This window comes from Serratia sp. TSA_7, assembly GCF_052692135.1.
Map to the genome: position 1 here is coordinate 206,318 of NZ_JBQZFU010000004.1, position 22,032 is coordinate 228,349.

16 protein-coding genes and 6 tRNA genes are annotated in these 22,032 nt (G+C 55.7%); 19 read left to right on the plus strand and 3 right to left on the minus strand.

The window, feature by feature from the left end; genetic code table 11:
• Window positions 1-361: 361 nt before the first annotated feature.
• Together glnS and nagE are read right to left on the minus strand one after the other, a co-directional pair.
• On the minus strand, window positions 362-2,026 hold the full coding sequence (glnS, locus tag ACUTQW_RS16025) for a glutamine--tRNA ligase (protein ID WP_004949671.1): 1,665 nt from the start codon (window positions 2,024-2,026) through the stop codon (window positions 362-364).
• 241 nt (window positions 2,027-2,267) lie between these two features.
• Window positions 2,268-4,304 (minus strand): N-acetylglucosamine-specific PTS transporter subunit IIBC, encoded by a 2,037-nt coding sequence (nagE, locus tag ACUTQW_RS16030; RefSeq protein ID WP_006324090.1) that lies wholly within the window; start codon window positions 4,302-4,304, stop codon window positions 2,268-2,270.
• A gap of 334 nt (window positions 4,305-4,638) precedes the next feature.
• On the opposite strand from nagE, the gene nagB reads away from it, so the two are divergent.
• The 12 genes from nagB (at window position 4,639) to ACUTQW_RS16090 (ending at window position 13,087) form a co-directional block, all read left to right on the plus strand.
• Window positions 4,639-5,439: a glucosamine-6-phosphate deaminase gene (nagB, locus tag ACUTQW_RS16035; RefSeq protein WP_006324089.1), complete on the plus strand. Its 801-nt coding sequence runs from the start codon at window positions 4,639-4,641 to the stop codon at window positions 5,437-5,439.
• Between the two features lie 18 nt (window positions 5,440-5,457).
• The gene (nagA, locus tag ACUTQW_RS16040; RefSeq protein WP_006324088.1) at window positions 5,458-6,597 is read left to right on the plus strand and encodes an N-acetylglucosamine-6-phosphate deacetylase; all 1,140 of its coding nucleotides are present in this window, start codon (window positions 5,458-5,460) and stop codon (window positions 6,595-6,597) included.
• A gap of 27 nt (window positions 6,598-6,624) precedes the next feature.
• Window positions 6,625-7,845 (plus strand): DNA-binding transcriptional regulator NagC, encoded by a 1,221-nt coding sequence (gene nagC, locus ACUTQW_RS16045; RefSeq protein WP_004949658.1) that lies wholly within the window; start codon window positions 6,625-6,627, stop codon window positions 7,843-7,845.
• A gap of 67 nt (window positions 7,846-7,912) precedes the next feature.
• Window positions 7,913-8,665, plus strand: a complete 753-nt coding sequence (locus ACUTQW_RS16050) for an HAD-IIA family hydrolase (protein ID WP_004949656.1) — start codon at window positions 7,913-7,915, stop codon at window positions 8,663-8,665.
• A gap of 201 nt (window positions 8,666-8,866) precedes the next feature.
• The gene (locus tag ACUTQW_RS16055; protein ID WP_020438631.1) at window positions 8,867-10,312 is read left to right on the plus strand and encodes a carbohydrate-binding protein; all 1,446 of its coding nucleotides are present in this window, start codon (window positions 8,867-8,869) and stop codon (window positions 10,310-10,312) included.
• A gap of 288 nt (window positions 10,313-10,600) precedes the next feature.
• Window positions 10,601-12,265, plus strand: a complete 1,665-nt coding sequence (gene asnB, locus ACUTQW_RS16060) for an asparagine synthase B (protein WP_020438630.1) — start codon at window positions 10,601-10,603, stop codon at window positions 12,263-12,265.
• A gap of 219 nt (window positions 12,266-12,484) precedes the next feature.
• Window positions 12,485-12,561: transfer RNA gene (locus ACUTQW_RS16065), tRNA-Met, on the plus strand.
• Window positions 12,562-12,568: 7 nt separating this feature from the next.
• A tRNA-Leu gene (locus tag ACUTQW_RS16070) sits at window positions 12,569-12,653 on the plus strand.
• 29 nt (window positions 12,654-12,682) lie between these two features.
• Window positions 12,683-12,757 (plus strand) — tRNA-Gln (locus ACUTQW_RS16075).
• A gap of 44 nt (window positions 12,758-12,801) precedes the next feature.
• A tRNA-Gln gene (locus ACUTQW_RS16080) sits at window positions 12,802-12,876 on the plus strand.
• Between the two features lie 40 nt (window positions 12,877-12,916).
• Window positions 12,917-12,993 (plus strand) — tRNA-Met (locus ACUTQW_RS16085).
• 19 nt (window positions 12,994-13,012) lie between these two features.
• Window positions 13,013-13,087: transfer RNA gene (locus tag ACUTQW_RS16090), tRNA-Gln, on the plus strand.
• A gap of 109 nt (window positions 13,088-13,196) precedes the next feature.
• Here ACUTQW_RS16090 and ubiF read toward each other — a convergent pair.
• The gene (ubiF, locus tag ACUTQW_RS16095) at window positions 13,197-14,378 is read right to left on the minus strand and encodes a 3-demethoxyubiquinol 3-hydroxylase (protein ID WP_037430392.1); all 1,182 of its coding nucleotides are present in this window, start codon (window positions 14,376-14,378) and stop codon (window positions 13,197-13,199) included.
• 197 nt (window positions 14,379-14,575) lie between these two features.
• Here ubiF and miaB point away from each other — a divergent pair, with 197 nt between their 5' ends.
• The 7 genes from miaB to ACUTQW_RS16130 all read left to right on the plus strand — a co-directional run bounded on the left by miaB (window position 14,576) and on the right by ACUTQW_RS16130 (window position 21,974).
• Window positions 14,576-16,000 (plus strand): tRNA (N6-isopentenyl adenosine(37)-C2)-methylthiotransferase MiaB, encoded by a 1,425-nt coding sequence (gene miaB, locus ACUTQW_RS16100; RefSeq protein WP_006324081.1) that lies wholly within the window; start codon window positions 14,576-14,578, stop codon window positions 15,998-16,000.
• 129 nt (window positions 16,001-16,129) lie between these two features.
• Window positions 16,130-16,465 carry a zinc ribbon domain-containing protein YjdM gene (locus tag ACUTQW_RS16105; protein WP_013811883.1) on the plus strand — a complete coding sequence of 112 codons (336 nt, stop codon included), beginning with the start codon at window positions 16,130-16,132 and terminating at the stop codon, window positions 16,463-16,465.
• Window positions 16,466-16,667: 202 nt separating this feature from the next.
• Window positions 16,668-17,723 (plus strand): PhoH family protein, encoded by a 1,056-nt coding sequence (locus tag ACUTQW_RS16110; protein WP_004949638.1) that lies wholly within the window; start codon window positions 16,668-16,670, stop codon window positions 17,721-17,723.
• Window positions 17,720-18,193, plus strand: a complete 474-nt coding sequence (ybeY, locus tag ACUTQW_RS16115) for an rRNA maturation RNase YbeY (protein ID WP_004949634.1) — start codon at window positions 17,720-17,722, stop codon at window positions 18,191-18,193. The genes ACUTQW_RS16110 and ybeY overlap by 4 nt, the downstream gene beginning before the upstream one ends.
• Before the next feature lie 83 nt (window positions 18,194-18,276).
• Window positions 18,277-19,155, plus strand: a complete 879-nt coding sequence (gene corC / locus ACUTQW_RS16120; protein WP_004949631.1) for a CNNM family magnesium/cobalt transport protein CorC — start codon at window positions 18,277-18,279, stop codon at window positions 19,153-19,155.
• 7 nt (window positions 19,156-19,162) lie between these two features.
• A complete protein-coding gene (lnt, locus tag ACUTQW_RS16125; protein ID WP_006324079.1) occupies window positions 19,163-20,692 on the plus strand; it encodes an apolipoprotein N-acyltransferase in 1,530 nt (509 codons plus the stop codon).
• 385 nt (window positions 20,693-21,077) lie between these two features.
• Window positions 21,078-21,974, plus strand: a complete 897-nt coding sequence (locus ACUTQW_RS16130; RefSeq protein ID WP_006324078.1) for an amino acid ABC transporter substrate-binding protein — start codon at window positions 21,078-21,080, stop codon at window positions 21,972-21,974.
• The last annotated feature ends 58 nt before the right edge of the window (window positions 21,975-22,032 follow it).

The window sequence follows — 22,032 nt, forward strand, 5'->3', positions numbered from 1 at the left end:
ATCGATGAGATATCGTTACGCCGCTATGCAATGAGGGTGTCGAATAAAAAATTCAATAAAATCAGAATAAATATTGATACAAGGTCAATCAGAGACGATTAATGGTTTCAGCTCAATGAAAATCGTCAGCCAGAAAGGAAATCATGAGAGCGCTCTCCAAATGACATTAATTCGCATCACGAATATATAAGATAATATTAACTGAAGGATGCTTTATATCAAGGAATTGATGATTAACCGCTGTGATGACAGTTTTAAATCAGATTGATGAAATGAGGCATGATCGGAGGGGAAAAGAGGCGAACACCATAAAAAAAGCGCAACCGAAGTTGCGCTTTCATCCATCAGCGGTGTATCACGCTCAGGCGTCGATTTTCGCCCAGGTGTCACGCAGGCCAACGGTGCGGTTAAATACCAGATGCTCAGCCGAAGAGTCGCGGCTGTCGGCGCAGAAATAGCCTTCACGTTCGAACTGGTGGGCTTTTTCCGGCTGTGCGGCTGCCAGGCTTGGTTCCACGAAGCCATGCTTGACGACCAGCGACTCCGGGTTGATGGTGGCGAGGAAGTCCTCTGCCGCCGCCGGGTTCGGCACGTTGAACAGGCGATCGTACAGGCGGATTTCCGCCGGCAGCGCATGCGCAGCGGAGACCCAGTGGATCACGCCTTTCACCTTACGGCCATCGGCAGGATCCTTGCTCAGCGTGTCCGCATCGTAGCTGCAGAAGATGGTGGTGATCTCACCCTCGGCATCCTTCTCAACGCGTTCAGCCTTGATCACATACGCATTGCGCAGACGCACTTCTTTGCCCAGCACCAGGCGCTTGTATTGCTTGTTGGCTTCTTCGCGGAAGTCGGCGCGATCGATATAAATCTCACTGCTGAACGGCACTTCGCGGCTGCCCATTTCCGGCTTGTTCGGGTGGTTAGGCATGGTGACCATTTCCACACCTTCCGCCCGGTTCTCGATGATCACTTTCACCGGATCCAGCACGGCCATCGCACGCGGCGCGTTCTCGTTCAGATCCTCACGAATGCATGCTTCCAGCGCCACCATTTCGACGTTGTTATCCTGCTTGGTCACGCCGATGCGCTGGCAGAACTCACGGATCGACGCTGCGGTATAACCACGGCGGCGCAGACCGGAAACGGTCGGCATACGCGGGTCATCCCAGCCTTCAACGATGTTCTCGGTCACCAACTGGTTCAGCTTGCGCTTCGACATGATGGCGTACTCAAGATTGAGGCGCGAGAACTCGTACTGACGCGGATGGCAAGGGATGGTGATGTTATCCAGCACCCAGTCATACAGACGGCGGTTGTCCTGGAACTCCAGCGTACACAGCGAATGGGTGATCCCTTCCAGCGCATCGGAAATGCAGTGGGTGAAATCGTACATCGGGTAGATGCACCACTTGTTGCCGGTCTGATGGTGTTCCGCAAATTTAATGCGGTACAGCACCGGATCGCGCATCACGATGAACGGTGAAGCCATGTCAATTTTGGCTCGCAGGCAGGCAGCGCCTTCGGCAAACTCGCCCTTGCGCATTTTCTCAAACAGCGCCAGGTTCTCTTCCACGCTGCGGCCGCGATACGGGCTGTCTTTGCCAGGCGCCGTCAGGCTGCCGCGATATTCGCGGATCTGCTCAGGCGACAGTTCGTCGACATAGGCCAGACCTTTGTTGATCAGCTCAACCGCATAGTGGTGCAATTGATCGAAGTAATCCGAGGAGTAACGGACGTTGCCGCTCCACTCAAAGCCCAGCCACTCTACGTCGTGCTTGATTGACTCAACGAATTCGATGTCTTCTTTTACCGGGTTGGTGTCATCGAAACGCAGGTTGCACTGCCCCTGATAATCCTGGGCGATGCCGAAGTTCAGGCAGATGGATTTGGCATGGCCGATATGCAGATAGCCATTTGGCTCCGGCGGGAAACGGGTATGTACCGACGCGTGTTTCCCTGACGCCAGATCTTCATCGACGATCTGACGGATAAAATTGGTTGGGCGGGCTTCAGCCTCACTCATTTGACTATTCCTCAATGCAAAGCGCTACACATAACCGCCTATGATCCAACAAGCCACGCCCGGAAACAACCGTTTGTTTCACGAAAAATGCGCCGCGCTGCACCGCAATAGACCACAGCACCACAACGGGGCAAATTGCGCCCATAAAAAAGCGGGAAGAGATCGCTCTCTTCCCGCCAAAGGTAGGGTGTGTTCCGTCATGACTCGTTAAACACCCTGGGTACTACTCAGGTAAAACAGTTTACTTCTGGATGTCGAACAGCTTGGTCTGGCCGGCCACCACGGAACCGGTCGCCAGCGCCGCCAGACCGGCGTAGTCGTCAGAGTTGCTGACCACCACCGGGCTTATCATCGAACGGGCATTGGCGTTCAGGAAGTCCAGATCCAGCTCAAGGATCGGCTGGCCGGCTTTCACCTCAGCGCCCTCTTCTACCAGACGTTTGAACCCCTGACCGTTCAGCGCCACGGTGTCGATACCCATGTGCACCACGATCTCCGCGCCCTTGTCGGTTTCCAGACAGAAAGCGTGGTTGGTGTTGAAGATTTTCACGATAGTGCCGTCCGCCGGCGCCACCACGGTTTTGTCGGTCGGGCGGATAGCCACGCCGTCACCCACCGCTTTGCTGGCAAAGGCTTCATCAGGAACCTGATCCAACAACACCACTTCACCGGTTACCGGTGCCACCAGCGTCTCAAAAGCCACCTTAGGCGCATTAGGCACTGCTTGCGGCTTGGCTTCGGCAACAGGCGCGGCCGCCGGCGCTACAGTGGCAGCTATCGGACCTGCGGCGACCACGTTGCGCATGGCGCTGGCAATCAGCTCCGCACGGGTGCCGACAATCACTTGCACGCTTTGTTTGTTGAGGCGGATCACGCCGGAAGCGCCCAGACGTTTCGCCACCGCGTCGTTCACCAGCGCAGAGTCTTTCACGTTCAGACGCAGACGGGTGATACAAGCGTCGATGCCGGTCAGGTTGTCAGAACCGCCGATGGCGCCCACGTAACGGCGTGCCAGGGTAGTGGTTTCGTTTTCGTCTTTACCGCCGTCGGTACCAACGTTGACGTCATAACCGTCGGTTTCGTCACCGGCAACCGCCAGTTCGCGCCCTGGGGTCATCAGGTTGAACTTGTTGATGGTGAAGCGGAACACCACGTAGTAAATGGCGAAGAACACCAGGCCCTGCGGGATCAGCATGTACCAGTGGGTCGCCAATGGGTTACGTGACGACAGCACCATATCCACCAGACCGGCGCTGAAGCCGAAACCGGCAATCCAGTGCATGCTGGCGGCGATGTATACCGAAATACCGGTCAGTATCGCGTGGATCACATACAACACTGGAGCCACGAACATGAAGGAGAATTCCAGCGGTTCGGTGATCCCGGTAAAGAAGGCGGCAAAGGCGCCCGCCATCATGATACCCAGCACTTTGGCTTTGTTTTCCGGACGCGCGCAGTGGTAGATCGCCAGCGCCGCACCCGGCAGACCGAACATCATGATGGGGAAGAAGCCCGCCTGGTAACGGCCGGTGATGCCGACAACCGCTTTACCGGATTCGATAGACTGCTGGCCGCCGAGGAAGTTAGGGATATCGTTAATGCCGGCCACGTCGAACCAGAATACCGAGTTCAGCGCATGGTGCAGACCGACCGGGATCAGCAGACGGTTGAAGAATGCATAGATACCTGCGCCGGCAGAGCCCAGCTTCTGAATGTGTTCACCGAAGTTAACCAGGCCACCGAAGATCATCGGCCAGATATACATCAGGATGAAGGCCACCAGGATCATCAGGAAGGAGATCAGGATAGGCACCAGACGGCGGCCGCTGAAGAACGACAACGCCTTCGGCAACTCAACGCTGCTAAAGCGGTTGTAGACTTCGGCGGAGATGATACCCACCAGAATACCGACGAACTGGTTCTCAATCTTGCCAAACGCGGCAGGCACCTGGTCGAGAGGGATCTTCTGAATCATCGACACGGCGGCCGGTGAACACAGGGTGGTTAATACCAGGAAGCCGACAAAGCCGGTCAGCGCAGCGGCGCCGTCCTTGTCTTTGGACATGCCGTAAGCCACACCGACGGCGAACAGCACCGACATGTGTTCGATAATGGCAGAGCCGGATTTAATAAAGAAAGCAGCGAGAGCGTTGGAGGCGCCCCAACCAGTAGGGTCAATCCAATACCCGACGCCCATCAAGATCGCGGCGGCGGGCAGCGTGGCAACCGGCACCATCAAGGCGCGGCCCACTTTTTGCAAATAACTAAGAATGTTCACCTTTTCCCCCTATGTTGTCCGCGGACGGACCCTATTAGTAGTTTATTTAACTCTCTCACTACCTTTTAGAAATAACGCATGGCACGTATCACTCATGCGGAGTGTAAAAAAATTATTTCGTATCGCAAATTAAAAGCTCCTTTTTTGTGATTTATATCACCAAAAAGTAGTCTTAAGCTGCCACATTGCTAGCCATCACACAAAACTTATTTTATCATTCGAAAAATCATCGGGACTGACGCTTCACGTGAGAATCATAAAGTTGGATTACGCTTAGACTCTTATACAGGCCCGTACAGTATAGCTTTAGTTTACTTACCCAAAGAGGTGTTAGATGAGACTTATCCCACTGAAAGATACTGCACAAGTCGGCAAATGGGCCGCCCGCCATATCGTCCAGCGCATCAACGCATTCAAACCCACTGCGGAGCGTCCGTTTGTGCTCGGCCTGCCAACCGGCGGTACTCCGCTCGAAGCCTACAAACATCTGATTGCGATGCACAAAGCAGGTGAAGTAAGCTTTAAGCATGTTGTGACTTTCAACATGGATGAATACGTTGGCCTGCCGCAGGAGCACCCGGAAAGCTATCATACCTTCATGTACCGTAATTTCTTTGATCACGTTGATATTCCAAGTGAAAACATCAACCTGCTGAATGGCAATGCGCCGGACGTTGACGCCGAATGCCGTAAGTACGAAGAAAAAATCAAATCTTACGGTAAAATCCATCTGTTCATGGGCGGCGTCGGCGTTGACGGTCATATCGCGTTTAACGAGCCGGCTTCATCATTGGCGTCGCGTACCCGCATCAAAACGCTGACTGAAGATACCCGCATCGCCAACTCTCGCTTCTTCGGCGGGGATGTCAGCCTGGTGCCGAAATACGCGCTGACCGTAGGTGTAGGTACGCTGCTCGACGCAGAAGAAGTGATGATCCTGGTGACCGGCCATGCCAAGGCACAGGCGTTGGAAGCCGCAGTGGAAGGCAATATCAACCATATGTGGACCATCAGTTGCCTGCAGCTGCACGCCAAGGCGGTTGTGGTGTGCGATGAGCCTTCCACCATGGAACTGAAAGTCAAAACCGTTAAATACTTCCGCGAATTAGAAGCGGAAAGCGTTAAGAGTCTTTAATTTTTGCAGGGGGCTACGATGTTCGCTTTAACCCAATGCCGGATTTTCACCGGCCACGACGTGCTTGACGACCATGCGGTAATCATCGCTGATGGACTGATTGAACGAGTCTGTCCGCTGGCTGAACTGCCGGCCGGCATGGAAACGCGCGATCTGGGTGGCGCTATCCTGGCCCCCGGTTTGATCGACGTGCAGCTTAACGGCTGTGGCGGCGTACAATTTAACGATTCGCTGGAGGCCATTTCGGAAGAAACGCTGGAGATCATGCAGCGCGCCAACGAAAAATCCGGTTGCACCAGCTATCTGCCGACGCTGATCACCAGCAGCGACGAGTTTATGAAGCACAGCATCGATGTGATGCGCACTTATCTGAAAAAACACCCGAATCAGGCGCTTGGCCTGCATCTGGAAGGGCCGTATCTTAGCCCGCTGAAAAAAGGCACCCACAACCCGGCGTTTATCCGCAAACCGACCAGCGAGATGATCGACTATCTGTGCGCCAACGCCGATGTGATCACCAAAGTCACGCTGGCGCCGGAGATGGTGGAGCCGCACTTTATCAAACAGCTGACCGCGGCGGGCATCGTGGTCTCCGCCGGCCACTCGAACGCCACCTACGATCAGGCCCGCACCGGCTTTGCCGCCGGCGTCACCTTCGCGACCCATCTGTATAACGCCATGCCGTATATCACCGGGCGCGAACCTGGGTTGATGGGGGCGATTTTCGATACGCCTGAAGTGTATACCGGCATCATTGCCGACGGCCATCACGTGGCCTGGGCGAGTATCCGTAACGCCAAGCGCATGAAAGGTGATAAATTGGTGCTGGTCACCGATGCCACCGCCCCGGCGGGCGCAGAGATTGACCAATTTATTTTTGCCGGTAAAACAATATACTATCGCGACGGGCTGTGCGTGGATGAGAACGGCACCCTGAGCGGCTCTGCGCTGACCATGATCGACGCGGTGAAAAATAGCGTAGAGCACGTCGGCATTGCGCTGGACGAAGCGCTGCGGATGGCGACCTTGTATCCGGCGCGCGCCATCGGCGTAGACCACCTGTTAGGCACAATCGAAGCCGGCAAGGTGGCAAACCTGACCGCATTTACCCGTGATTTTAATATCACCAAAACGCTCGTTAACGGTAACGAGGTTTAACTTAATGAACAGCGAGTAAAATTATTGATGAGTACTGGCGGACAGGCACAAATAGGGAACGTTGACTTAGTCAAGCAACTCAACGGCGCAGCAGTGTACCGCCTGATCGACCAGCAGGGTCCGATCTCGCGCATTCAGATAGCCGAACTCAGCCAGCTAGCGCCCGCCAGTGTCACAAAAATTACTCGCCAGCTGTTGGAGCGCGGGCTGATCAAAGAAGTCGATCAGCAAGCCTCCACCGGCGGCCGTCGCGCCATTTCCATTGTCTCCGAAACCCGGCACTTCCACACCGTGGCGGTGCGTCTTGGGCGTCACGACGCCACCATCACCCTGTACGACATGAGCGGAAAATCGCTCGGTGAAGAACACTACCCGCTGCCGGAACGTACGCAAGAGACGCTGGAAAATGCGCTGTTCAACGCCATTGCGCAGTTTATCGAAAGCTACCAGCGCAAGCTGCGCGAACTGATCGCCATCGCGGTGATCCTGCCGGGTCTGGTTGATCCGGCGCTGGGCGTGGTGCGCTACATGCCGCACATCAGCGTCAACCACTGGCCGTTGGTAGATAACCTGCAGCAACGTTTCAACGTCACCAGCTTTGTCGGCCACGATATCCGCAGCCTGGCGCTGGCGGAGCATTACTTTGGCGCCACCCGTGACTGCGAAGACTCTATTCTGGTCCGTCTGCACCGGGGTACCGGTGCCGGCATTATCGTCAATGGCCAGATTTTCCTGGGCAATAACGGCAACGTCGGCGAAATCGGCCACATTCAGATCGATCCCTTGGGCGAACGCTGCCACTGCGGCAACTTCGGCTGCCTGGAAACCGTGGCCGCCAACGCCGCGATTGAACACCGCGTGCGCCATTTGCTGACTCAGGGTTATCCAAGCAAGCTGACGCTCGACGATTGCAGCATCGCCGCCATCTGCAAAGCCGCCAACCGTGGCGATCTGCTGGCCAGCGAAGTGATCGAGCACGTTGGCCGTTACCTCGGCAAAGCGGTGGCTATCGCCATTAACCTGTTTAATCCGCAAAAAGTGGTGATCGCCGGGGAAATTACCGAAGCCGAAAAAGTGTTGCTGCCGGCGATCCAAAGCTGCATCAATACTCAGGTACTGAAGGACTTCCGCAGAAATCTGCCGGTGGTCACTTCCGAACTCAATCATCGCTCGGCGATCGGCGCTTTCGCCCTGGCCAAGCGGGCAATGCTCAACGGCGTGCTATTGCAGCGATTGCTGGAAAGTTGAGCCGCCGCTTCAGGCAGGTGTGCATCTTCGCGTTTTTGCCTGCCGTAAATCATGAGAAACAGCAACGATGACAATCAAGAACGTTATATGTGATATCGACGGCGTGCTGCTGCATGACAACACGCCGGTTCCCGGCGCCGATCTTTTCCTGGCGCGCATTCAGGAACAGGGCATGCCGCTGGTGGTGCTGACCAACTACCCGTCGCAGACCGCGCAGGATCTGGCGAACCGCTTTGCCGCCGCCGGGCTGGAAGTGCCTGAGAGCGCGTTTTATACCTCCGCGATGGCCACCGCCGATTTTCTGCGCCGCCAGGAAGGCAAAAAAGCCTACGTGGTCGGTGAAGGCGCGTTGATTCACGAACTGTATAAGGCCGGTTTTACCATTACCGACATCAACCCGGACTTCGTGATTGTCGGCGAAACCCGTTCCTACAACTGGGATATGATGCACAAGGCCGCCTACTTCGTGAACAACGGCGCGCGCTTTATCGCCACCAACCCGGATAGCCATGGTCATGGCTTCACGCCGGCCTGCGGTGCGCTGTGCGCGCCTATCGAAAAGATCACCGGTCGCAAGCCGTTTTACGTCGGCAAACCGAGCCCGTGGATCATTCGCGCTGCGCTGAACAAGATGCAGGCACACTCGGAAGAAACGGTGATCGTGGGCGACAACCTGCGCACCGATATTCTGGCGGGCTTCCAGGCGGGTCTGGAAACCGTGCTGGTGCTGTCCGGCGTCTCGACGCTTAACGATGTCGAAACCATGCCGTTCCGTCCGAGCTATATTTTCCCCTCCGTAGCCGACATCACTATTTTTTAATTCCTGCGGCGGCCTCAATGGCCGCCTCTGCCCCATTATCTCAATAATAAAACCTTCGCCAGCGTGAATTTAATTTATTCATGGGCGCAAAAGGTTTCAGCCTGCCCTCGTTAAAAATCCGCACTATGTATTTACACCCCGCCAATCACTGAATTGCCGGCGAGTGAAAATACCCTTATTCAAAAAGATAACGAGGCCACAATGAGCACGAATAATATTATCAACGTACAAGCCGCAGACGCTGCTGCCGCGATGCCAGACCTGACCGGTAAAAAAATCCTGATGGGTTTTTGGCATAACTGGCTCGCCGGCGCCAGCGATGGTTACAAGCAAGGCAAATTCGTCAATATGGATCTGACCGATATTCCGCCTGAATATAATGTGGTGGCGGTCGCCTTTATGAAAGGCGAAGGCATTCCTACCTTCAAACCTTACAACCTGTCCGACGCCGAGTTCCGCCGCCAGGTTGGCGTGCTGAACAGTCAGGGCCGGGCGGTGCTGATCTCACTGGGCGGCGCAGACGCGCACATCGAGTTGAAAACCGGCGATGAAGATAAGCTGAAAGATGAAATTATTCGTCTGGTAGAAACCTATGGCTTTGATGGCCTGGATATTGATCTGGAACAAGCGGCGATTGGCGCAGCCAATAATAAAACCGTATTGCCCGCCGCGCTGAAAAAAGTTAAGGATTATTATGCCGCACAAGGCAAAAAATTCATTATCAGCATGGCGCCTGAATTCCCTTATTTGCGTACCAACGGCAGCTATCTGGATTATATTACCGCACTCGAAGGCTATTATGACTTTATCGCGCCGCAGTTCTATAACCAGGGTGGAGATGGCATTTGGGTTGACGAACTCAATGCCTGGATCACCCAGGTCGACGATGCCAAAAAAGAAGAGTTTCTTTATTACCTGACCGAAAGCCTGGTTACCGGCACCCGCGGTTACACCAAGATCCCGGCGGCCAAGTTTGTGATCGGCCTGCCAAGCAACGTGGACGCAGCAGGAAGCGGCTATGTGATCAATCCGCAGGCAGTGTTCAACGCTTTCAAACGTCTGGATGCCAAAGGGCTGTCGATCAAGGGGCTGATGACCTGGTCGATCAACTGGGACAACGGCAAAAGCAGCGCCGGCGTTGCCTATAACTGGGAGTTCAAAACGCGCTATGCGCCGTTGATCCAGGGTGGCGTCACCCCGCCGCAGCCGGGAAAGCCTGATGCGCCCACGGCGCTGACAGCCTCAGAACTGGCGGCTACCTCGCTGACACTGAACTGGCGCGCCGCAACCGGCCCCGCGCCGATCGCCAGTTACAGAGTTTACCGCAACGGCAACGCCATCGGCCAGACCGGCGGCCTTTCGCTGCAGGACAGCGGTCTGACCCCATCCACTCAATACAGCTATTTTGTCACCGCAACCGACAACCAGGGAAATACCTCGCTGCCAAGCAGCGCGCTGGCGGTGAAAACCGCAGACGGCGGTACTCCGCCTGAACCGGGCGTGACCGAGTGGCAGAGCAATCACACCTACAAGGCGGGCGATGTCGTGACCTATAAAGGCAAAAAATACACCTGCCTCCAGGCACACACCTCGAATCCCGGTTGGACGCCGGATGCAGCCTTCACCCTGTGGCAGTTGACCGCCTGATAGTCGGCAACGAGTCGCCGGTAAAATTGGCCGGCGACTCACTCATCCACCTAAAAATTGAATATCCTCTAATTAAAAACGATAAAAACTGAATATCCGCTAAAAATCGACACCCCCCAAACAACTATTTTTCTGCGTAACGCTAAAACACTTGCATCCCCTGCCGGTTTTGACGCATTTTCATAAACACAACGCAGCAAAACCGCGTCATCGCTGATGAACCGGCCGCGCCGCCCATAACAGCAAATCAACATCACAGTCTAAAAAAGTCGTTAGGAGAGTCGTTATATGTGTTCTATTTTCGGTGTGCTCGATCTGAAGTCCGATCCCGTTGAACTGCGTAAGAAAGCGCTGGAGCTGTCTCGTCTGATGCGCCACCGCGGCCCGGACTGGTCCGGCGTTTACGCCAGCGATAAAGCCATTCTGGTGCATGAGCGCCTGTCGATTGTCGACGTCAACAATGGCGCCCAACCGCTGTACAACGCTGCGCACACCCACGTTTTGGCCGTAAACGGTGAGATCTATAACCATCAGGCACTGCGTCAAGAACTGGGCGAACGCTACGAGTTCCAGACCGCATCCGACTGTGAAGTGATCCTGGCGCTGTATCAGGAGAAAGGCATCGACTTCCTCGACGACTTGCAGGGCATGTTCGCCTTCGCCCTTTATGATTCAGAGAAAGACGCTTACCTGATTGGCCGCGATCACCTGGGCATTATCCCGCTCTACATGGGCCATGACGAATTCGGCAACCTGTATGTCGCCTCCGAAATGAAAGCGCTGGTGCCGGTCTGTCGCACTATCAAAGAATTCCCGGCAGGCAGCTATCTGTGGAGCCTGGACGGCGAGATCCACGAATATTACCAGCGCGACTGGTTCGATTACGACAATGTCAAAGACAATGTGACCGATGCCAACGCACTGCGCAACGCGCTGGAAGATTCGGTGAAAAGCCACCTGATGTCCGACGTGCCGTACGGCGTACTGCTGTCTGGCGGCCTGGATTCTTCCGTAATCTCCGCCATTACCAAAAAATACGCCGCACGCCGTGTGGAAGATCAAGAGCGCAGCGAAGCCTGGTGGCCACAGCTGCACTCTTTTGCCGTCGGCCTGGAAGGTTCACCGGATCTGCGCGCCGCTCAGGAAGTGGCCAACCATTTGGGCACCGTGCACCATGAAATTCATTTCACCGTGCAGGAAGGCCTGGACGCCATCCGCGACGTGATTTATCACATCGAAACCTACGACGTCACGACCATTCGCGCCTCCACGCCAATGTACCTGATGTCGCGTAAAATCAAAGCGATGGGCATCAAGATGGTGCTGTCCGGCGAGGGTGCGGACGAAGTGTTCGGCGGTTATCTGTACTTCCATAAGGCACCGGATGCGCGTGAGTTCCACGACGAGACCGTGCGTAAACTGCTGGCGCTGCATATGTTTGACTGCGCACGCGCCAACAAGGCGATGTCCGCCTGGGGCGTGGAAGCCCGCGTCCCCTTCCTGGATAAAAAATTCCTCGACGTGGCGATGCGCATCAACCCGAAAGATAAAATGTGCGGCAACGGCAAAATGGAAAAACACATCCTGCGCGAGTGTTTTGAATCTTATCTGCCGGCCAGCGTGGCCTGGCGCCAGAAAGAGCAGTTCTCCGACGGCGTGGGCTACAGCTGGATCGACACGCTGAAAGAAGTCGCTGCGAAGCAAATCAGCGATCAACAGCTCGAAACCGCACGTTTCCGTTTCCCGTACAACACGCCGAGCTCAAAAGAAGGCTACCTGTATCGCGAAATCTTCGAAGAGCTGTTCCCACTGCCAAGCGCGGCCGAATGCGTACCTGGCGGCCCGTCAGTGGCTTGTTCTTCAGCGAAAGCCATCGAATGGGATGAATCCTTCAAAAAGATGGACGATCCTTCTGGCCGTGCCGTTGGCGTCCACCAATCCGCCTACAAGTAATCACGCGGGTTTTATATCCAGGGCGGGCCTCATGGCCCGCTTTTTTATTGATGTTTTCAACCATTAATCACCTAAATTGATGCTTTTATCACCATACTGTTCACAACCCAGACAAACAACACATCCAGCCGCTTTTTCGGGAAAAAACTTGTTGACGCAAAACGGCCATATACGCATAATGCGCCCCGCAACGCCGATGAAGGTTGCGCGAAAAAAGATGGCTACGTAGCTCAGCTGGTTAGAGCACATCACTCATAATGATGGGGTCACAGGTTCAAATCCCGTCGTAGCCACCATCTTTTTGCGGGAGTGGCGAAATTGGTAGACGCACTAGATTTAGGTTCTAGCGCCGCAAGGTGTGCGAGTTCAAGTCTCGCCTCCCGCACCATTTCTTTTCATCGTCGAGCAGGCAGCAGGTGGGGTATCGCCAAGCGGTAAGGCACCGGTTTTTGATACCGGCATTCCCTGGTTCGAATCCAGGTACCCCAGCCATCTTTTTTAGGATGGGGATGCTGCAAAAAAGGTTTACGTGTTGATGGGGTATCGCCAAGCGGTAAGGCACTGGTTTTTGATACCAGCATTCCCTGGTTCGAATCCAGGTACCCCAGCCATACCAACACTGTTGACTTTTAAGGTAAAATATCGAAAAATGGCTACGTAGCTCAGCTGGTTAGAGCACATCACTCATAATGATGGGGTCACAGGTTCAAATCCCGTCGTAGCCACCATATTTTACTGTTATACCATTGGGGTGTCGCCAAGCGGTAAGGCTCTGGTTTCTGATACCAGCATACCCAGGTTCGAATCCTGGCACCCCAGCCACATTTAGAAAAGCCCGCTTCGGCGGGCTTTTTGCTATTCTGAGTTCGTGAAGTCTCGTTATAAAGCGGGCGCAACCTGCTGCGCCCGTACCAGGAAAACACCACCTCGACTACAGCCCCAGTGCGTATTTCAGCGCATGCTCCTTCAGCTTGCCTGCCCGCTGGGCCGCCATCAGCGCAATATTGCGCGCTACGTTCAGCGGCGCCAAATTATTGCTGAACGCGGTATAAAACAGATCCATGCCACTTTGCATCAACAAGTTGTCGGTGCGACGACGGCGCTGGTAGCGCATCAGCACCGCTTCACTGCTCCAGTCCTCGCCCTGCTCCCGGGCGTCACTCAGTACCGCCAGCAACGCTTCCACATCGCGATAGCCCAGGTTCACCCCCTGCCCCGCTAACGGGTTGATGGTGTGAGCTGCATCACCGAGCAACGCCAGCCCCGGCAGGACATAACGTTGTGCGTGGCGGCGCGCCAGCGGGAAAGCCCCGGCGGCATGCACTTTTACCGCTCCCAGGCGCACCGGAAATGCTTCAGCAATTTCCCTCTCAAGCTGCGCCGGCGGCATCGCTTGCAGCTGGCGGATGCGTTGCGGGCTGTCATACCACACCAGTGAAGCCCATTGGTCATACAGGGGCAGGAAAGCGCGCGGCCCGGAAGGGAAAAACTGCTGCCAGGTCACATCCTGTTGCGGCGCGCCGGTATCGACGGTGATCAACATGCAGGACTGGCGATATTGCCAACCGCTGGTGCCGATGGCCGCCAGATTACGTACCTGCGAATTCGCACCGTCTGCCCCCACCACCAGCCGCGCCTGCAGCTTCTCAGAAGAGTCCAGCTCCAATTGCCAGCGGTCACCTTCCCGTTGCAGCGAACGCAGCCTGGCGGGGCAACAGAGCGTCAAATTGTCGCACTGCTCCATTTGCTGCCACAGCGCCAATTGCAAAATCCGATTCTCCACCATAAAGCCCAGCTCAGGCAGCCCCAGCGAAGCCGCGTCAAACGCTACGCGTGAAGACGCCCATTCCCAGGTTTCCAACCGGCGATACGGCGCCACGCGCATGCCCGCTACCGCTTTCCAGACGTCAAGCTGCTTGAGCAACCCGACCGAAGTGCAGCCGATGGCTGAAATACGCAGATCCGGCGGGCTTTGGGCATCGAACGCCTGCGGCGGCTGATGTTCCAGCAATGCCACCGACCAACCGGCCTGCGCCAACCCCAGCGCCGCCGCCGCGCCGACCATCCCGCCGCCTACCACTACGGCGTCATACCTTTTTTGAGATGTGTTCATTTTGGCCATGTTTTCTTAGTGAATTATCGCCATCCCAACGGGCACGGCGTTTGGCATCAGTGTACCGGATTTTTAATTGCGCATCAGGTCGCATACCGTTTTCCCCGCGCTGGTCACAACGGCGCCAAATGATTACAATACGCCCCCTGCATGTCGCGTATCGCAACTTTCGCTCCGCACTGAGTAATGGCAAGTCAATGACCAAAAAACTGCATATCAAAACCTGGGGCTGCCAGATGAATGAATATGATTCATCAAAAATGGCGGACTTACTGGGAAGCACACACGGGTTCGAATGGACCGACAACGCTGAAGAAGCGGATGTACTGCTGCTGAATACCTGCTCAATCCGTGAGAAAGCGCAGGAAAAAGTTTTCGCCATGTTAGGGCGCTGGAAACTGCTGAAAGAAAAGAACCCGGCGTTGATCATCGGCGTTGGCGGCTGCGTGGCCTCTCAGGAAGGCGAACACATTCGCAGCCGCGCACCTTGCGTCGACGTTGTGTTTGGCCCGCAGACCTTGCACCGCCTGCCGGAAATGATCAACCACGTGCGCGGCACCCGCAGCCCAATCGTCGACATCAGCTTCCCGGAGATCGAGAAGTTCGACCGCCTGCCGGAACCGCGCGCCGAAGGCCCAACCGCCTTTGTCTCCATAATGGAAGGCTGCAACAAATACTGTACTTTCTGCGTGGTGCCTTATACCCGCGGCGAAGAAGTGAGTCGCCCAAGCGATGACGTGCTTTTCGAGATCGCCCAACTGGCGGCGCAAGGCGTGCGTGAAGTGAACCTGCTCGGCCAGAACGTCAACGCCTACCGCGGCGCCACCTACGACGGCGGCATCTGTTCGTTTGCCGAACTGCTGCGTTTGGTGGCAGCGATTGACGGCATCGACCGCATCCGTTTCACCACCAGCCATCCGATTGAATTCACCGACGACATCATCGCGGTGTATCAAGACACGCCTGAACTGGTCAGTTTCCTGCATCTCCCGGTACAGAGCGGCTCCGATCGCATTCTGACCATGATGAAACGCGCGCACACCGCATTGGAATACAAAGCGATCATTCGCAAGCTGCGCAAGGCGCGGCCGAACATACAGCTCAGCTCCGACTTTATCATCGGCTTCCCGGGGGAAACCCAGGCCGACTTCGAACAGACCATGAACCTGGTCGCCGAGATTAACTTCGACGCCAGCTTCAGTTTTATCTATTCGTCACGCCCGGGCACCCCGGCGGCCGATATGGTGGACGACGTCAGCGAAGACGAAAAGAAACAGCGCCTGTACATCCTGCAGGATCGCATCAACCAGCAGGTGTTGCAGTTCAGCCGCCGCATGCTCGGTACCGTGCAGCGTATTCTGGTTGAGGGCACCTCGCGCAAGAGCCTGATGGAGCTGGCCGGTCGCACCGAATGCAACCGTATGGTGAACTTTGAAGGCACACCGGATATGATCGGCCAATTCGTTGATGTGGAAATCACCGAGGTAATGACCAACACACTGCGTGGCGCAGTGGTGCGTACCGAGCAGCAGATGGATCTGCGCGTACATGAATCCCCGCAATCGGTGATCGCCCGTACCCGCAAAGAAAATGCGCTGGGTGTCGGCACTTACCAGCCCTGACGCCGTTTCCGCATTGCCGTAAGCCGTGGCGCCCGTCGCCACGTTAACGTTATCCTTATTATTTCTCCGCCGGGCGCTTGCGTCCGGTGATGTTCTTTTTTGTTTTTTATTATAAAGAGGCGACATAGCATGCAACTCCCACACTGCCCGAAGTGCAACTCCGAATACACCTATCAGGACAATGCGATGTTTATCTGCCCTGAATGCGCCCATGAGTGGAGCGACAGCGCGCCTGCGGCGGACAGCGATACCTTGATTGTCAAAGACGCCAACGGCAACCTGCTGGCCGACGGCGATGCCGTGACCGTAGTGAAAGATCTGAAGGTCAAAGGCAGTTCCTCGATGCTGAAGATTGGCACCAAGGTGAAAAACATTCGTCTGGTGGAAGGCGACCACAACATTGACTGTAAAATCGATGGTTTTGGCCCGATGAAGCTGAAATCCGAATTCGTGAAAAAGAACTGATCCCCGCACAATTACGCGGCTGTTTTTGCCGCGTTTTTTCCTCTCCCGGCCCTTGAATTACGCCGCCGGCGCACAGATAGATCACGGGTAAACTTGCGCCGGTGCGGCGCACCATGAATAATTCAAGGTAGAAACGTCAGGGTTTGCCCTGAATGCGCGTACCGAAAATCAACCAGGCCCGATGTGAGCCTTGAGGAATAGTTTGAACGTCGCAACACAAGAAATTTTGTTAGAGCCGGCAGACAATAAGCGATTGCTCAGCCTGTGCGGCCCATTTGATGACAATATCAAACAGATCGAACGCCGGTTGGGGATCGAGATCAACCGCCGTGACAACCGTTTTAAGCTGGTTGGCAAAAACCCGTGCGTGGTTGCCGCCGCCGATATCTTGCGCCACCTGTACGTGGACACCGCGCCCATTCGCGGCGTGATCCCGGATATCGACCCGGAACAGATCCATCTGGCGATCAAAGAAAGCCGGGTGCTTGAGCAGGTAGCCGACAGCGTGCCGGATTACGGCAAAGCGGTGACCATCAAAACCAAGCGCGGCATGGTGAAACCACGCACGCCCAATCAGGCGCAGTACATCGCCAATATTCTCGATCACGACATCACCTTCGGCATTGGACCGGCGGGTACCGGGAAAACCTATCTGGCCGTCGCCGCTGCGGTAGATGCCCTGGAGCGCCAGGAGATTCGCCGCATTCTGCTGACGCGCCCGGCGGTTGAAGCCGGTGAAAAACTGGGCTTCCTGCCGGGGGATCTGAGCCAGAAGGTCGATCCTTACCTGCGCCCGCTGTACGACGCCCTGTTCGAAATGCTGGGCTTCGAGCGCGTGGAGAAGCTGATCGAACGCAACGTGATTGAGGTCGCGCCGCTGGCCTATATGCGCGGCCGCACCCTGAACGACGCATTTATCATTCTCGATGAGAGCCAGAACACCACCATCGAACAGATGAAGATGTTCCTGACGCGCATCGGCTTCAACTCGAAGGCGGTGATCACCGGCGACGTTACGCAGATTGACCTGCCGCGCAACCAGAAATCCGGCCTTCGCCATGCGATAGAAGTCCTGTCGGATGTCGAAGAACTGAGCTTCAACTTCTTCCACAGCGAAGACGTGGTGCGCCACCCGGTGGTAGCCCGCGTGGTTATCGCCTATGAAGCCTGGGAAGCCGCCGAACAAAAACGCAAAGACGCGATTGCCGAACAACGTAAGCACGAGGCCATCATCGCCTCCGGGCAGGAGACACTATGAGCCAGGTGATTTTGGATCTGCAGATTGCCTGTGCAGACAGCAACGGCCTGCCGGACGAAGCCACCTTCCAGCGCTGGCTGGAAGGCGTGCTGCCGCAGTTTCAGGAAGAAGCCGAGGTCACCATTCGCCTGGTGGACGAAGCCGAAAGCAACGAACTGAACCTGACCTACCGCGGGAAGGACAAACCGACCAACGTGCTGTCCTTCCCGTTCGAAGCCCCACCGGGCATCGAGCTGCCGCTGCTCGGCGATCTGATCATCTGCCGTCAGGTCGTTGAACAAGAAGCGGTTGAGCAAGACAAGGCGCTGGAGGCCCACTGGGCGCATATGGTTGTCCATGGCAGCCTTCATCTGCTAGGGTATGACCACATCGAAGACGATGAAGCCGAAGAAATGGAGTCTTTGGAAACCGAAATCATGCACGGCCTGGGCTATCCGGACCCGTACCTGGCGGAAAAAGACCCCCTCTGACGTCAGCTGATTCCCCGCAGCCCCTGTAAGGGGCTGTCGCTGACGCCCCTAACTCTTACATGAGTGATATTAACTAAAACGCCATGAGCGACGACCATTCACAAAGCAATGACAGCCCCAGTCCCAAGAAGGGGTTCTTTACTCTCATCCTTAACCAGCTGTTCCACGGCGAACCGAAAAACCGTGGCGATCTGGTAGAGCTGATCCGTGATTCCGAGCAAAACGACCTGATCGATCCCGACACCCGAGACATGCTGGAAGGCGTGATGGATATCGCCGAGCAGCGCGTGCGCGACATCATGATCCCGCGTTCCCAAATGGTCACGCTCAAGCGTAACCAGACGCTGGAAGAGTGCCTGGACGTGATTATCGAATCCGCCCACTCGCGCTTCCCGGTGATCAGCGAAGATAAAGATCACATCGAAGGCATTCTGATGGCCAAGGATCTGCTGCCGTTTATGCGTGCAGAGTCTGAGCCGTTCAGCATAGATAAGGTGCTGCGCGCCGCGGTGGTGGTGCCCGAAAGCAAGCGTGTTGATCGGATGCTGAAGGAGTTCCGCTCCCAGCGCTATCACATGGCGATTGTCATTGACGAATTCGGCGGCGTTTCCGGCCTGGTCACCATCGAAGACATTCTGGAACTGATTGTCGGCGAAATCGAAGACGAATATGACGACGAGGAAGATCTGGATATCCGCCAGCTTAGCCGCCATATGTATACCGTGCGGGCATTGGCGCCGATTGAAGACTTCAACGAGGCCTTTAATACGCACTTCAGCGACGACGAGGTCGACACCATCGGCGGCCTGGTGATGCAGGCCTTCGGGCACCTGCCGGCGCGCGGGGAAACCATTGAAATCGAAGGTTACCTGTTTAAGGTTGCGATGGCCGACAGTCGACGTATCATCCAGGTTCATGTAAAAATTCCGGACGATTCTCCGCAACCGAAACTGGAAGACTAAATCAAACATGGCTAAAGCCTCTTTCCTTGAACGCCAGCGGGTTCGTGCCCTGCTGGCGCTGTTGTCTGGTGCCGGCGGCGCGCTGGCGTTTTCTCCTTACGATATTTGGCCTGCGGCCATTGTTTCCCTGTTCGGCCTGCTGGCCGTTACCCTCAACCGCACCACCAGACAATCCGCCCTGCTCGGCTTCTGCTGGGGGTTCGGCCTGTTTGGCGCCGGCGTCAACTGGGTTTACGTCAGCATTGCCGACTTCGGCGGCATGCCGTTTGCCGTCAATATTTTCCTGGTCGCCCTGCTGGCCGCCTACCTGGCGTTGTATACCGGGCTGTTCGCCGGCTTGCTGTCGCGCCTGTGGCCAACCACCAGTTGGTACCGCCTGGCGATTGCCGCGCCGGTGCTGTGGCAAGTGACTGAGTTTCTGCGCGGCTGGGTGCTGACCGGTTTCCCCTGGTTGCAGTTCGGCTACAGTCAACTCAACGGCCCGCTGAAAGGCGTCGCACCGCTGCTGGGGGTTGATGCCATCACCTTCATCCTGATGGCGATCGCCGGATTGCTGGTGTATGCCATCAATCAACGCCGCGTTGCCGCAGCGGCCGTCGCCGTCGCGTTGCTGCTGCTGCCCTGGCCGCTGCGTCAGTTGCAGTGGTTCACCCCGCAACCGGAGAAAGCGGTGAATGTCGCCATGGTGCAAGGCAACATCGCCCAATCGATGAAGTGGGATCCGAAAGCGCTGGTCAGCACGCTGCAAACCTATCTGGATGAAACCCGCCCTTACATGGGCAAGGCGCCGATCATCATCTGGCCGGAATCCGCCATCCCGGATTACGAAGCCAGCCAGAACGGTTTCCTGACCATGATGGACGACCTGATGCGCGCCAAAAACAGCAGCCTGATCACCGGGATTGTCGACGTGCGCGCCACCCCGCAGGGCCAGCAAATCTATAACAGCGCCATTGTATTGGGTGAACAGACGCCGTACGTCTACCCGGCCAAAGACCGTTATAACAAGCATCATCTGGTGCCGTTCGGTGAGTTTGTGCCGCTGGAGACGCTGCTGCGGCCACTGGCGCCGTTCTTCGATCTGCCGATGTCGTCCTTCAGCCGCGGCGATTACGTCCAACCACAACTGAGCGTGAAGGGCTATAACCTGACGGCAGCGATCTGTTATGAGATTGTTCTCGGCCAACAGGTGCGCGATAACTTCCGCCCGGACACCAATTTCCTGCTGACCATCTCCAATGACGCCTGGTTCGGCCATTCCATCGGCCCGTGGCAGCACTTCCAGATGGCGCGCATGCGTGCGCTGGAACTGGGGCGCCCACTGTTGCGCAGCACCAACAATGGCGTAACCGCCGCCGTTGACGCCAACGGCGAGGTGATTGCCGAGATCCCGCAGTTCACCCGCAGCGTGCTCGAGGTGAAAGTCACCCCGACCACCGGCATTACGCCATACGCCCGTTTTGGCGCCACACCGCTGTGGATCATCACCCTGCTGCTTGGCGGCATGGCGTTGATGCTCGGCCTGCGTCGCAGGTAATCTCAACCGGTGCGCAGTTCACTGAACTGCGCACCGCGTCCCTGTCCCCATCTCAAATACCCATCAAATCAACGCTTCTGGCACACTCCTTGCTTTAATTACTTTGTGATTTAAGACCGATTTACTTTTACTGACGTTTTGTCGCACTTATGCACAACTTGAGAGCATCACAGGCACCGGAAGGGTGCATCAGGGTTTTGTTGCATTAATTTGGTGCGCGTGGCGTCTCAAAAAATGAAACATTTTAGTTTCATTGTGTTCACAATCGGCTATTTTCTAACGGTTATCTGTGCCAAGACTATCTTTATATCTTGAGTAAGAGATCCCCCGTTTTAAACCTGACACTCTTGAGTCAGAACCACGACAACAGCAAAGGAGCTGGACCATGCAAATGCGTAAATTGGCGTTATCGTTACTGCTGATCGGTATGGCGGGTAACGTAGCCCATGCGGAAGAACTGACCGGTACGCTGAAGAAAATCAAAGACAACGGCGTGATCGTTGTCGGCCACCGCGAATCGTCAGTGCCGTTCTCCTACTACGACAACCAGCAGAAAGTTGTGGGCTACTCCCAGGACTACTCCAACCAAATCGTTGATGCTGTTAAGAAAAAACTGAACATGCCCGATCTGCAGGTAAAAATGCTGCCGATCACCTCGCAGAACCGTATCCCACTGCTGCAGAACGGCACCTTCGATTTTGAATGCGGTTCAACCACTAACAACGTTGAGCGTCAAAAACAGGCGGCCTTCTCCGACACCATCTTCGTGGTCGGTACCCGCTTGCTGGTGAAAAAAGGCTCTGACGTCAAAGACTTCAAAGACCTGGCCGGCAAACCTGTAGTGGTCACCTCCGGCACAACGTCAGAAGTGCTGCTGAACAAACTCAACGACAGCGGCAAGATGAACATGCGCATCATCAGCGCCAAAGACCACGGTGACTCGTTCCGTACCCTGGAAAGCGGCCGCGCCGTAGCCTTTATGATGGATGACGCGCTGCTGGCGGGCGAACGAGCCAAAGCGAAGAAGCCGGATCAATGGGAAATTCTCGGCACGCCGCAGTCGAAAGAAGCTTACGGCTGTATGCTGCGTAAAGACGACGCCGAGTTCAAAAAACTGGTCGATGACACCATCGCTCAGGCCCAAACCTCCGGTGAAGCGGCAAAATGGTTTGATAAATGGTTCAACCAGCCAATTCCACCAAAGAACCTCAACATGAACTTCGCCCTGTCAGACGACATGAAGCAACTGTTCAAAGAGCCTAACGATAAAGCACTGAACTAATAGAAAGAGAGCTGGTGCGGCCGCCAGGCCAAACCAGCCCTGTTGATGGCTGGGACAG